The sequence below is a fragment of the Agrobacterium sp. Azo12 genome (assembly GCF_029193765.2).
Lineage (GTDB): Bacteria > Pseudomonadota > Alphaproteobacteria > Rhizobiales > Rhizobiaceae > Agrobacterium.
Window position 1 is genome coordinate 2,191,606 of sequence record NZ_JARFYO020000001.1, and the last position, 12,942, is coordinate 2,204,547.

General features: G+C 55.5%; 13 protein-coding genes and 1 pseudogene. 8 read left to right on the forward strand and 6 right to left on the reverse strand.

What is annotated here, in order from left to right; genetic code table 11:
- The first annotated feature begins 21 nt into the window (after window positions 1-21).
- Together PYL13_RS10350 and PYL13_RS10355 are read left to right on the forward strand one after the other, a co-directional pair.
- Complete coding sequence (locus PYL13_RS10350) at window positions 22-486, forward strand: nuclear transport factor 2 family protein (RefSeq protein WP_275641254.1); 465 nt, start codon at window positions 22-24, stop codon at window positions 484-486.
- Between the two features lie 2 nt (window positions 487-488).
- Window positions 489-1,049, forward strand: a complete 561-nt coding sequence (locus PYL13_RS10355; protein WP_275641255.1) for a TetR/AcrR family transcriptional regulator — start codon at window positions 489-491, stop codon at window positions 1,047-1,049.
- 30 nt (window positions 1,050-1,079) lie between these two features.
- Here PYL13_RS10355 and PYL13_RS10360 read toward each other — a convergent pair.
- Both PYL13_RS10360 and PYL13_RS10365 read right to left on the reverse strand, forming a co-directional pair.
- Window positions 1,080-1,220 (reverse strand): annotated as a pseudogene (locus PYL13_RS10360) (MarC family protein); the annotation flags it as partial.
- A gap of 376 nt (window positions 1,221-1,596) precedes the next feature.
- A complete protein-coding gene (locus PYL13_RS10365; protein WP_275641256.1) occupies window positions 1,597-1,983 on the reverse strand; it encodes a limonene-1,2-epoxide hydrolase family protein in 387 nt (128 codons plus the stop codon).
- A gap of 132 nt (window positions 1,984-2,115) precedes the next feature.
- On the opposite strand from PYL13_RS10365, the gene PYL13_RS10370 reads away from it, so the two are divergent.
- Complete coding sequence (locus PYL13_RS10370; RefSeq protein ID WP_275641257.1) at window positions 2,116-3,006, forward strand: AraC family transcriptional regulator; 891 nt, start codon at window positions 2,116-2,118, stop codon at window positions 3,004-3,006.
- 62 nt (window positions 3,007-3,068) lie between these two features.
- On the opposite strand, the gene PYL13_RS10375 is transcribed toward PYL13_RS10370, so the two are convergent.
- Window positions 3,069-3,701 (reverse strand): MarC family protein, encoded by a 633-nt coding sequence (locus tag PYL13_RS10375; protein WP_192491077.1) that lies wholly within the window; start codon window positions 3,699-3,701, stop codon window positions 3,069-3,071.
- Window positions 3,702-3,918: 217 nt separating this feature from the next.
- Here PYL13_RS10375 and gyrA point away from each other — a divergent pair, with 217 nt between their 5' ends.
- From gyrA to PYL13_RS10395, 4 genes are all read left to right on the forward strand, one after another.
- On the forward strand, window positions 3,919-6,732 hold the full coding sequence (gene gyrA, locus PYL13_RS10380) for a DNA gyrase subunit A (RefSeq protein WP_275641258.1): 2,814 nt from the start codon (window positions 3,919-3,921) through the stop codon (window positions 6,730-6,732).
- 199 nt (window positions 6,733-6,931) lie between these two features.
- Entirely contained in the window at window positions 6,932-7,657 is a 726-nt protein-coding gene (locus PYL13_RS10385; RefSeq protein ID WP_275641259.1) for a hypothetical protein, read from the forward strand.
- A 194-nt stretch (window positions 7,658-7,851) separates the two neighbouring features.
- A complete protein-coding gene (locus PYL13_RS10390; protein WP_409515531.1) occupies window positions 7,852-9,228 on the forward strand; it encodes a D-alanyl-D-alanine carboxypeptidase in 1,377 nt (458 codons plus the stop codon).
- 77 nt (window positions 9,229-9,305) lie between these two features.
- A complete protein-coding gene (locus tag PYL13_RS10395; protein WP_192491073.1) occupies window positions 9,306-9,569 on the forward strand; it encodes a hypothetical protein in 264 nt (87 codons plus the stop codon).
- A 106-nt stretch (window positions 9,570-9,675) separates the two neighbouring features.
- Here the strand turns inward: PYL13_RS10395 and PYL13_RS10400 are convergent, their stop codons facing one another.
- Window positions 9,676-9,885, reverse strand: a complete 210-nt coding sequence (locus tag PYL13_RS10400; protein WP_192491072.1) for a KTSC domain-containing protein — start codon at window positions 9,883-9,885, stop codon at window positions 9,676-9,678.
- Between the two features lie 275 nt (window positions 9,886-10,160).
- On the opposite strand from PYL13_RS10400, the gene PYL13_RS10405 reads away from it, so the two are divergent.
- The gene (locus PYL13_RS10405; protein WP_192491071.1) at window positions 10,161-10,631 is read left to right on the forward strand and encodes a YciE/YciF ferroxidase family protein; all 471 of its coding nucleotides are present in this window, start codon (window positions 10,161-10,163) and stop codon (window positions 10,629-10,631) included.
- Between the two features lie 101 nt (window positions 10,632-10,732).
- On the opposite strand, the gene PYL13_RS10410 is transcribed toward PYL13_RS10405, so the two are convergent.
- Window positions 10,733-10,870 carry a hypothetical protein gene (locus PYL13_RS10410; protein ID WP_275641260.1) on the reverse strand — a complete coding sequence of 46 codons (138 nt, stop codon included), beginning with the start codon at window positions 10,868-10,870 and terminating at the stop codon, window positions 10,733-10,735.
- Between the two features lie 154 nt (window positions 10,871-11,024).
- The gene (locus PYL13_RS10415; protein ID WP_275641261.1) at window positions 11,025-12,869 is read right to left on the reverse strand and encodes a hypothetical protein; all 1,845 of its coding nucleotides are present in this window, start codon (window positions 12,867-12,869) and stop codon (window positions 11,025-11,027) included.
- Window positions 12,870-12,942 lie beyond the last annotated feature (73 nt).

Sequence of the window (12,942 nt, forward strand, 5' to 3'; positions counted from 1 at the left end):
TGTCTTGGAAAGGATTTTGTCATGTCTCGCCCTCCACTTCCTCCATTCACTCTTGAAAGCGCTATCGAAAAAGTTCGCCTGGCCGAGGACGGTTGGAACACCCGCGATGCCGCCAAGGTCGCTCTGGCGTATACGCTCGACACACGCTGGCGCAACCGCGTTGAATTCGCGACAAATCGGCAAGAAGCTCAGGAATTTCTGAAACGCAAGTGGAACAAGGAGCACGAGTACCGCCTCATCAAGGAGCTCTGGGCGTTCACTGGCAACCGCATTGCAGTTCGCTACGCTTATGAATATCGTGACGACAGTGGGCGTTGGTTCCGCGCTTATGGTAACGAAAACTGGGAATTTGCAGAGGACGGTCTGATGGCGCACAGGCATGCAAGCATCAACGAAATGCCAATCGCGGAAGGCGATCGTTTGTTCCGTTGGCCTCTTGGCCGTCGGCCGGACGACCACGCTAGCCTCAGCGATCTGGGCCTTTAACAATGGCACGAATGGTCGCGGAAAGGTCCGACACCATAGCCCCATTGGCCGAAGTGTTCCGCGAACATGGCTATGAAGGAGCAAGCCTTGCTTTGATCAGCAAGGCTACCGGTCTCGGCAAGGGCAGCCTCTATCATTTTTTTCCACTCGGAAAGGAAGAGATGGTCCAGGCTGTACTCGCCGAAATCGAGAGATGGTTCGAGGATGCCGTATATTCCCCTCTGCGCAACGGGAGCGATGCCAATGCGGCTATCGGTGAAATGCTCGATTCCACGGACAGATATTTCAAGTCCGGTGAGCGCGTGTGCCTCGTCGGTGCTTTGGCGGTCTCCAACACTCGTGACCTCTTCGCCAAAGCTATCCGAGGTTATTTCGCAGCTTGGATAGACGCATTGCAGTCAGCGCTTGTTCGGCGGGGCATGGAGGCTGAGCAATCACACATCCTTGCGGAGGAGGCCGTTCTTTCAATCCAAGGTGCAATTGTTCTTTCCAGGGCGATGGATGATCCAACCGTCTTTCAACGCGCTATCAATCAGCTTAGGGAGCGATTAATCGCGTATTAGGGGATGGCGCTTTTGCCGCAAAATGGCCGTTCAGGCCAGATTGAATGCTGACTTGATGCCATCCACCACGAACTGCACGGGAAGGGCAGCCAGAATAACGCCGAGCAGGCGGGTCAGAATGGCGCGGCCGGTATTGCCAAGGAAACGGTCCATGCGGTCGGCAATGGCCAGCTGATGATGGTGGAAAAACTGCGCGCCAGCTGCATTCTTTATGCGCCGGATTATAAGGCGCTTTACCGCGCTTATCTCACCCGCAATACGGACGAGGCCGTCACCATTTTGCGCCAGCACATTCAGGCCGCGCAGGCGGAGGTGCAACGCAAGGTGCAGGCAGATCAGGCTGAGCGCCAAATGACGCCGTAACGAGCGACGTCCGCTATCGGGTGAAAGCGGACGCCAAGATGCACCTGACTTTAGCACCAGCCAAGCTATTGAGATGGCACGGTGCAAAAGCTGTGCAGAAATCGATGCACCACGCATATAGATACATGAATGGCTGTGCCCGCGAACGCGTTCCGAGGGTGAGGGTGCGGCGAACAGTCAGCGCCTAGCTGGCAGCCGTCATCGTCATTGAATTCGGGTGCGCATAATCGCGCCAAGCGGCAATGCGATCACCTTCGATTTCAAAGATGCCCATGAGGGTCACCCTGCCGATCTCGCTGCCGTCAGCGCGTTCGAAAATGTCCAGCCGCTCGGTAAGCACGCGGTCGCCGTCTGCCGCAATCGCGAGCATTTCAATGTGAACCGTAGCGATGCCCATGGACGTCTCGAGTTCTTCGATGAATGCAATCGCGTCATCCATGCCCGTGGTGGACGCAATGCCTACGTTGTTCCAAACAGTGTTTGAGGTGAACCAGCGCTTGATTGCGGTTCTGCCGTGATCCGTCGTGAAGACATTGCAAAATTCAGAGACAAGTTCGATGGGAGTGGTCATGTCGATTTCCTTTTTTGTCGTGATAAGAAACTGGGCCATTTGCAGGACGTTCGCCATGCCTGATGATTTCGAATAATTGCCTGATCCCGTCGGGGTATTGATCTTTTCAGGCAAAGGCGCCCATGATGAAACATGGACAAACTCGATGAAATCCGCGCTCTGGCGCTACGCCATGCTGGCGTGAAATACTCCGGCATGCCACGGCTAAGCATCCTTAGTGTCACCCAACCAACTGAGTTGAGCGCATTGGTTTATGACCCGATGGCGTCCATTGTGCTGCAAGGTACCAAGAGAACAATCATTGGTGATCAGGTGTTCGATTACGGCCCCGGACAGACCATGGTCGTAGCCGCCGAAATCACCGCCATGGGCCAAATTATAGAGGCATCACCGGAAAAGCCGTTTCTGGCGATCAATCTCAATCTTGATCCCGCCGTGATCATGAATGTGGTGCTCTACCTTTCGGTGACACCCGAGCTGCAATTGCAGCCGGGCTTCGCATTCAGCATGGCCAATGCCGAACTGATCGGCGCTTGGCAAAGGCTGCTAGAAGTTTGCGAGCGCCCAAAGGAAATCCCTGTAATGGCCCTGCATTTAGAGCATGAATTGATGTTTCGGCTGATGCTAAGCCCGCATGCGGAGATGTTGCGCCAGATAGCCGGTGTCGACTCCCGTTTGTCCCATATTCGGCGAGCGATGGGTTGGATTCGCCAGCATTACACTGAGCAACTCAGCATTGAGGATATGGCGGCGGTTGCTGGCATGAGCGAGTCCGTTTTCCACCGGCGCTTCAAGGCCGTTACCGCTCTTAGCCCGCTTCAATACCAAAAGCATATCCGATTACAGGAAGCCCGCCGCCGGATGGTTTCGAAAGAGGCCGACGCAGCATCTGTTTCGTTCGCTGTGGGCTACAAGAGTACGTCGCAATTTAGCAGAGAATACAAACGCCTTTTCGGGGAGCCGCCGCGTCGTGATGCCGACATGGTGCAAACGATGGTCGAAACTGGTTTGCAACGAGCATAACCAAATACAGCCCCATAATGGCCGTTGTCCACCTATGTCCACTTCTGGCGCAAAACGGCCATTCACGCCAGATTGAAGGCTGACTTGATCCCATCCACCACGAACTGCACCGAAAGGGCGGCCAGAATAACGCCGAGCAGGCGGGTCAGGATGGCGCGGCCGGTATTGCCAAGGAAACGGTCCATGCGGTCGGCAATGGCCAGCGCCAGATAGACCACCAGCAGCGTAAAGGCGAGCACGGCCAAGAGAATGGCCTTGTCGAGATAGGTCTGCATGGAACCGGCAATCAGCACGGTTGCGGAAATGGCGCCGGGCCCGGCAATCAGCGGAATGGCCAGCGGAAACACCGCCAGATTATGAATGTGGTCCTTGGTGATGGCGATGGTCGAGGTCTTTTCCTTGCGCTCCTGGCGTTTTTCAAAAATCATCTCAAACGCGATCCAGAACAGCAGCAGGCCACCGGCAATGCGGAAGGCACCAAGCGAGATGCCAAGCAGCTGCAACACGGCAGCACCAAACAGCGCAAATACCGCCAGAATGGCAAAGGCAATCAGCGTGCCCCGCAGCGCCACCTGAGAGCGCTGGGCGCGCGTCATGCCAGCCGTCAAACCAAGGAAAACCGGCGCCAGACCTGGCGGGTCCAGCGTAACGAGCAGGGTGGTCAAGGCATTGAGCAATGTTTCTCCGCTAACCATTTTGTGTCCCTTTCGTTACGTCATGCCATGAATTTCGCCCCGAAAACTGCCTGACTCTCGCCTTCTTGTCGCGCATTTTCTCAACCAGAGGCCACAAAAGCGTTTTCACCTTGCAAATGCCGCAAAAGGTTGTTCAAAACTCTCCGTGAAATTGGCGCTATGCGGCTCTTTCCGCTATAAAAATCCATCCGATTCTTAAAATAGAATGTGATCTGATTTGACTGAGCATAGCCCTACTGGCGGAGGAAAACTTCCTCCCGGAATCGAACCGATTTCGATTATGGAAGAAATGCAGCGGTCGTATCTCGATTACGCGATGAGCGTTATCGTTAGCCGTGCTCTTCCTGATGTGCGTGACGGCCTCAAACCCGTGCATCGCCGCATCCTTTTCGGCATGTCGGAACTCGGCATCGACTGGAACAAGAAATACGTAAAATGCGCCCGTGTAACCGGTGACGTGATGGGTAAATTCCATCCGCACGGCAACTCGGCCATTTACGATGCGCTGGCCCGTATGGCGCAGGACTGGTCCTTGCGCCTGCCACTGATCGACGGTCAGGGTAACTTCGGCTCGATCGACGGTGACCCGCCGGCGGCTGAACGTTACACCGAGTGCCGCCTGGAGAAGTCGGCGCATGCGCTGCTGGATGACCTGGACAAGGAAACGGTTGATTTTCGCGAGAACTATGACGGCACGCTGAAAGAGCCTGTTGTCGTTCCCGCCAAGTTCCCGAACCTTCTGGTCAACGGCGCCGGTGGTATTGCGGTGGGTATGGCCACCAACATTCCGCCGCACAACCTGTCGGAAGTGATCGACGGCTGTATTGCCCTGATGGACAATCCGGCCATTGACCTGCTGGACCTGATGCAGATCATCCCCGGTCCGGACTTCCCGACTGGTGCGCTCATTCTCGGCCGTGCCGGCATTCGCTCCGCTTATGAAACCGGCCGTGGCTCGGTTATCATGCGTGGCCGTGCCACCATCGAGCCGATGCGCGGCGACCGCGAACAGATCATCATCACCGAAGTTCCCTACCAGGTGAACAAGGCAACGATGATTGAAAAGATGGCCGAACTGGTCAAGGACAAGCGCATTGAAGGCATTTCCGACCTTCGTGACGAGTCCGACCGTCAGGGCTACCGCGTGGTTGTCGAGCTGAAGCGCGACGCCAATGCCGAGGTTATCCTCAACCAGCTTTACCGCTACACGCCGCTGCAGACCTCGTTTGGCTGCAACATGGTGGCGCTGAATGGCGGCAAGCCGGAGCAGCTGACACTTCTTGATATGCTGCGCGCCTTCGTGGCCTTCCGCGAAGACGTCGTCAGCCGCCGCACCAAGTACCTGCTGCGCAAGGCCCGTGACCGCGCCCACGTCCTGGTTGGTATGGCCATTGCCGTTGCCAATATCGACGAGGTTATCCGCGTTATCCGTAGTGCGCCAGATCCGGCATCTGCCCGTGAAGAGCTGATGACCCGCCGCTGGCCGGCCGCAGATGTGGAAAGCCTGATCCGTCTGATCGACGATCCGCGCCACCGCATCAATGACGACAAGACCTATAACCTGTCGGAAGAACAGGCCCGCGCCATTCTTGAATTGCGCCTGGCCCGTTTGACGGCTCTTGGTCGTGACGAAATCGGCGACGAGCTGAACAAGATCGGCGACGAAATCCGCGATTATCTGGAAATCCTGTCATCGCGGGTTCGCATCCAGCAGATCGTCAAGGACGAGATGATCGCCATCCGTGACGAATTCGGCACCCCACGTCGCAGTGAGATTGTCGAAGGCGGTCCTGAAATGGACGATGAAGACCTCATCGCCCGTGAAGAAATGGTCGTGACCGTATCGCACCTTGGTTACATCAAGCGTGTGCCGCTCACCACCTACCGTGCGCAGCGTCGCGGCGGCAAGGGTCGTTCCGGCATGGCAACGCGCGATGCAGACTTCGTCAACCGTCTGTTTGTGGCCAACACCCATACCCCGGTTCTGTTCTTCTCCTCACGTGGCATCGTCTACAAGGAAAAGGTCTGGCGCCTGCCGGTCGGCACGCCACAGTCCAAGGGCAAGGCACTCATTAATATGTTGCCGCTGCAGCCGGGCGAACGCATCACCACCATCATGCCGCTTCCAGAGGATGAAACCACCTGGGAAACGCTGGATGTGATGTTCTCCACCACACGCGGAACGGTACGCCGTAACAAGCTTTCCGACTTCGTGCAGGTGAACCGCAACGGCAAGATCGCCATGAAGCTGGAAGAGGACGGTGATGAAATCCTGTCCGTTGAAACCTGCCGTGGCTCCGATCCGGTCGTCAACCAGCCGGGCGATGACGTCCTGTTGACCACAGCGCTTGGCCAGTGCATTCGCTTCCCGGTCGATGACGTCCGCGTGTTTGCCGGCCGTAACTCGGTTGGTGTGCGTGGCATTTCGCTGGGTGCAGAAGACCGCATCATCTCCATGACCATTGTTGGCCATGTGGATGCCGAGCCTTGGGAACGTGCCGCTTACCTCAAGCGCTCCGCGACTGAGCGCCGTGCAGCCGGTGTCGATGAAGACGATATTGCGCTGGTGGGTGAAGAAGTTACCGAAGAAGGTCAGCTCAGTGATGAGCGTTACGAATACCTGAAGAACCACGAACAGTTCGTGCTGACGGTATCTGTAAAGGGCTTCGGCAAGCGTTCTTCCTCCTACGACTTCCGCACATCCGGCCGTGGCGGCAAGGGTATCCGTGCAACGGACACCTCCAAGACCACGGAGATCGGTGAGCTGGTTGCAGCCTTCCCGGTTGAAGACGGCGACCAGATCATGCTCGTCTCCGATGGTGGCCAGCTGATCCGCGTGCCGGTCAACGGCATCCGCATCGCCAGCCGCGCCACCAAGGGTGTCACGATCTTCTCAACCGCCAAGGATGAAAAGGTTGTGTCCGTGGAGCGCATCAGCGAGCCGGAAGGTGAAGATGACGTCGAATCGGAACTTGATGCCGATGCCGTTGTCGACGGTACCGACACCCAGACGGAAGCATCGGACGAATAAGGTCTGAACCCATGTTTTGCTAAACAAACACCCCGTTTATCCCCCAGGATAGACGGGGTGTTTTTGTATCAGGCATAGCCGCGAGATATCGCCGCCTGTTTTGGGGAAACCGAGGCGCAGCAGATTTTAAGTCTGGCGCCCCTCAAAATGGCCACAGACATCACGGTAAGACAGGCAGCGAAGGGCGAGGGGAGATTGGATGCCGGAAAAACAGAAGCTGGTTTCAGGACTGTTTCTCGTGAAGTCCGTCATCTTTCTTGCCGTGCTGGCCGGTGCCGCCACTGTCGCCAATCTGGCGGTTGGCTGGTACGGGCAAAGCGCCAAGGCGGTGGGCCATACCACATCAACAGACAATTTTGATATTTCCATCGGTCAGGACAGCTTGAGACTGGCCGCCAATACGATTCGATTCGACACCCAGCGCAAATCTGGCAAGACCGAGCGGGTCGATATGTACCTGACCTGGCCGCAATTGGCCGGTTACACGCAAGAAAACCAGGACTTGTTTGATGCGAAAGCCGACAGCACCGCGGTTATTTTCCTGCAACTGTCGCAAAGCACCATGTCGCGCGACATGTCCGGCCGGTTTGACGCCATCTATTCACATCTGGTGCAGGGTGAGCCGCAGGATATCAAATTTGGGCTGAAACTTTACCGCTTCAAACCGGACGCCGGTTATGGCGACGAGGTGCTTTTGACCGCAAAACGTGACGGTTTGCCGGATTATGTGGTGCGTTGCCTGATGCCAACACCGCAGCGCCCGTCCACCAGTGGTGACTGCCAGCGCGACGTGCGGTTAGGCCAGGACCTCACCGTACTCTACCGTTTTCCGGTCAGCCTTCTTAACCAATGGCAGGCATTGGACGACGGCCTCGTTAACTATCTGCAGCAGCGCATTCAAAGCGAAAAACCTGAATCGAATTAACGGTTTCGGCGAATTTTAGCTTCATTTTACCGGTCAAAGATACGTTTCATAAACCAGTTGGTAACGCAGTGGCACTAAAGTCACAAAAATTGAACGGTCGGGCGGGGGATGTGTCCGGGCGGAACATCAAGATGCAAATAGTGAGTTTAGCTGTGCCAAAAACGGTTAGAGTATTGTCCGAAAAAGGCTCCTCGATGTCTTTCCTTAAGGTTTTCATGTTTGTGCTGGCCTCGGTCTTTGCGACCTCGTGCTCTGTGCAACAGGCGTCTGCAAATCCCAAATATGCTGGCATCGTCATTGATGCGAAGACCGGCAAGGTTTTATACAGCGATGATCCGGATGGCTTGCGTTATCCCGCATCGCTGACCAAGATGATGACGTTGTACCTGACGTTTGAAGCGTTGAGTGCAGGTCGCATCTCTCTCGATAGCAAAGTGCCGGTTTCGGCCAATGCATCCAAGGAACCCCCATCCAAACTAGGCGTTCGTGCCGGTGGCACCGTCACCGTCGAACAGGCCATCAAGGCGCTGGTGACACGGTCTGCAAACGACATGGCAACGGCTCTCGGTGAGTTCATTGGCGGTTCGGAAGATCGTTTTGCCCGCATGATGACCAACAAGGCACGCGCCCTTGGCATGACCCGCACGACATACCGCAACGCCCACGGTCTGCCAAACACCGCACAGATGACGACAGCCCGTGACCAGGCCCGCCTTGGCATTGCGCTGCGTCAGCATTACCCACAATATTACCATTACTTTTCAACGCGTTCGTTCCAGTTCGGCAAGCAGACCATCGGTAACCACAACCGCCTGCTTGGCAACGTTGCTGGCGTTGATGGCATCAAGACCGGTTACATCCGTGCAGCTGGCTTCAACCTCGTGACCTCGGTACAGATTGATGGTCGTTCGATCGTTGGTGTTGTTATCGGCGGTACATCGGGTGCAAGCCGTGATGCACAGATGCGCAAGCTGGTTGCGACCTACCTGCCAAAGGCATCACGTGGCGCCAACAGCAACCTCATTGCCAACACACCATCTGCTGATGTTGGTAACACCGCTGTAGCCTCCGCTTCGGCTGCATCCGCCGCATCGCGTATGGATCTGCCAAATGCCGGCCCGCTGCCACAGGCCCGTTACGAAAACGAAGTTGCCAGTGCCTTTGCACCAACATCGTCCCGTGCCGCCGTACAGGCCATGGAAGCTGCAACCCGTCCTCAGGCACCAGTACCGGCACCAATGGTTCCACCGGCTGCTATTGCCCAGAGCCGTCAGGCTGCTGCTGTTGATATTGATGAAGTCACCACGTCTTCCACCCGCCAGGCTTCCGGTTGGGTTATCCAGATCGGTGCTTCTCCGGACAAGAACTCCGCCATGGCCCTGTTGCAGAACGCACAGGACAAGGGTGGCAACGTTCTCAACTCCGCAACCCCCTTCACCGTCGCTTTCAGCAAGGATGGTGCTCAGGTCTACCGTGCACGCTTCGGCGGGTTCACTGACCAGAACAAAGCAGTCAATGCCTGCAATGCATTGAAAAAGAAGGGCATCAGCTGCTGGGCTTCCCTTCAATGATTATCAACTGCTGGCATGACGTTGTTCTCGACATGCCAGTGCCTTCCTCGACTTGTTCTGCGTAACGAGGTTCAAAAATGGCGAGCAACGAAAACTACTCTGAAGCAATGACAACCGCACCCGTACAAAGAGGTAACTCGGTTTTGCACCCTCTGCATGAGGTGGCAATGCGTATTGCTGACGTTGGCCTGAATAGATCAAAAGCCAAGACCAAGGATCTGGTCAATCTGCTTCTGTGCCACGGTGCACGCGCATGGCGCAACAACCAGCCAGAAGCCAATATACACCTGCATATCTCGGCACGTTACGGTCGCGCGCCCATCAACATCCGCATCCGCTAATACCAGGCGGTGAGGAGAGGCGGTTTCCGCCAAATGACTTCAAAAGGCACGCTTACTGGTTCACACCTGAGCGTGCCTTTTGCGTTTCAGCGATTGCCCGAGATGATCAGGCCGCGATGCGCGGATAGTGTGTTCTGATTTTGCTGATGTAATGCTGACCGGGAGACGGTGCCGCGCACATCGCAGTGGCTTCAGCTTCCGGTACATCACGGAAATTGCGCTCTTCTCCGTTCTTGAAGCAGATACGGAGCTGCCCGTCTTCAGGGCTGAAATAGACTGACTTGATGATTTTCGATGTGACAGCAAGTTGTTTCATTTTTTTATTTTCCCTGTTTTGACGTCACCTTACACAGCGGACGCAAATATTCCGTCAAACAGGGTGGTGAACGGTTGTTTAAGTCAAAACACCGCTTTCTAGATATTTCACACTGCCTCCTTGCGTTACGTAACCTTACGTTACGGCGCGGTGTAACCCAGCGTACACAACCAAATCACGTCATTCGGTTCTGGAACGAATAGGGCGCCGACACGTTTTCCAGCCTCCAAATCGGCACATTCAGACCGATACCCCATCACCCAACGGAGGAAGTCATGCAAACACTGGCAGAACTGTTCGAGCACACCCTGAAAGACGTCTACTACGCGGAAAACGCGATCGCAAAAGCACTGCCCAAAGTGTCGAAGGCGGTCAAAAGCGCCGAGTTCAAAAAGGCGGTTGACCACCACCTGGAAGAAACCAAGGGCCAGATCAAGACCCTCGATAAGGTGTTCAAGACCATCAACGTCAAGCCAGAAGGCGTCAAATGCGATGCGACCGATGGCCTGATCAAGGAAGCCGAAGGCATCATGGAAGAAGCCAAAGGCGTGGCGCTGGATGCCGGTCTGCTCGCAGCCTGTCAGGCGGTCGAACATTACGAGATCGCCCGTTACGGTTCATTGCGTGAATGGGCAAAGGTGCTGGGCAATGAAGAAGCACATGTGCTGCTCAGCGAAATTCTCGACCAGGAAAAAGCGGCCAACAGCAAGATGACCAATCTTGCCGTCACTGCCATCAACAAGTGACAGCGATCTCCTGAAAACCTAAGCCGCCCCGAAACTGTCGAGGCGGCTTTGTTTTTGCGATATGCAGGCGAGGGCGGATCACACCCTACGCCGGTTATTCCTCAGAGCACCGTGCCGAACTCCATGCTGACGGGTTCGATCAGCGCCAGAAAGGCGTCACACTCGGCCTGTCCCAACCAGCCGGCACAAATGCCTTCCGCCCGGCCACGGCTATCGGCAAAAGCCAGATCGGCGAACACATCACCATCGAGCGCGTCGACCGTATCGACACCGCGACACGCACTGGAGACCGCTTCCGTCCAGAAAAGGGAAAACGTTTTGAGGACTACCTGAAAACCTTGCCCTGACTGGCAATCACCACGGCATCAATACCAAGCGGCGCCTAAAGGGCTTTCATTCCGACAGGTTTTTCTCGATCGAGTGTTTGCACAGCTCCGCTTTGCCGATTGTGATGTCTTTCACCGAGGTCCACGTGGACTTGCCGTTCGCGTCTTCATCAATTGTGAAATATTGCAAAACGCAGTTCTTGGATTGGAGATCGACGGACTGCACGGCGAAAAGTCGGCTGTCGCGGCGGTAATCGACCTTCACATCACCCTGTTTGTTGCTGCCCGGCAGGTCGATCAAAACACCTGATTTGTGATCGGCGACGATAAATGGTGAGCAGTTTTTCGAACACTTGATGTCAACGAGCGAATATTGACCAGCAAAATTCGGGCGCCTTAACATCGCCGTGCGGACTGCGGTCTGGGCGGCCTTATCATTGGCGAGACGATCGCGAAAATCCGGCTTCAGGGTTTGCCCGGTATAGCGCGCGGTGGGAAAGTCCTCCCGGTCTGGAACGTCAAATTTGCTTTTGGGCAGCGTAACCTTGGTTCCGGTCACCTCGAGAAAATCCTGGGGTGGGGCAGGCGGTTTGGGTTTGGGCACCGATACCACCTCCTGTTGCTGAGGCTCCGGCTTTTCCTTGTGCCACGCTTTGAAGGTGACAGATTTCTTTTCAACGGATGGCATCTCGCATGCGTACCACTGCGACTGGGAAATGGTCTGACCCTTTGCCCTGTAACACCAGCCATTGGACTTCAGCGTCTTCTCCAGCGCGACGTGATGGTCACAGTCGTACTTCGTCTCCCGCGTCTGTCTGTCGCCCTTACGGCAATCCAGAGCCATTCTTTCCCAACGGCTCAGCATCGAAACCGGTCTGCTCCTGTCCGGCTCGGAAAACAGGGGCGCGTCCATTTCGCCGGTGATTTTTTCTGTTCTTGGGTTCCAGGACACGCTGTACATCGTCACCCCGGAAAGGAAGCTGGTACCGGCAGCATTTTTCTGGAACCAATCCGCAGAAAACTCCAGAACGCAGATGTCCTCGCAGATGATGTGATATATGCCTTCATTCAGCGTGTAGGCCCGCACTGGCCACTCGGCAGACAGTTGCCGTCTCTTTTTCAGCACATCCGCCTTGAGTGTCTTTCCGTCAGCCTCGATATCGCCCTTGTCCACAACGCCAGCATAGGCCCTGTTCCAGAACGCCATGCCTGGTCTGTCGTTGCGTCCCAGATTTTCGATGTAACTCATCATAAAACGACGGGCTTTTTCCTCTTGCGCCTTCAAAAGCGGCGTGGATGCCACCGGCGGCCGGTCGATCACCTCGCGCACGGACAGGAGAGGGGTTGTTATCCGATATTTTTCCATTTCGCTGGTCGTTAGATAGCGGACGTCATCATGTGAGACGGATAACGAAATCCGCAACAATGCGGGATTGGCACCCATATCATCGAGGTAGCCGATCAGTTCACCCGTTGTTTCCTGCATATATTCAATTGCAGTATCGACATCTGCATCGTCTTCATCCGTCGAATAAATCCCCCGGTGCACACCAAGCGAACCCTCGGCGGCATCTCGCTCAATGCCGCCCATGAAGGCGTAAACACAGGCAGAAGCGCAGCTATTGTCGACGCCCTGAATGGTGTTGAGGCCAAGATCGCGGATGGCTCTGCCAAATTTCATCGCCTCCATGATATCCCCGCCATCGCTGTTGAAGGAGACAATTTTTACGCCGTATCCGGCGAAATCAAGCTTCAATTGCTCGACATCATATTCTTCGTCAAATTCGCCACTGATCACCAGGTAGGGTGAAAAGCCGTCTGTCGTCACCAGTTCATAGGTAATCTCGGCCCGGGCGCTATTCGACCAGCAAAAACAGGCGACAAATGCCCACAGCATGAAACGCACAAACACCAGACCAAGCCCCCAATTACCCGGTAATTTCTCTCATTCAACATGGCGTCGATCACGTCGCTACCACGACCAA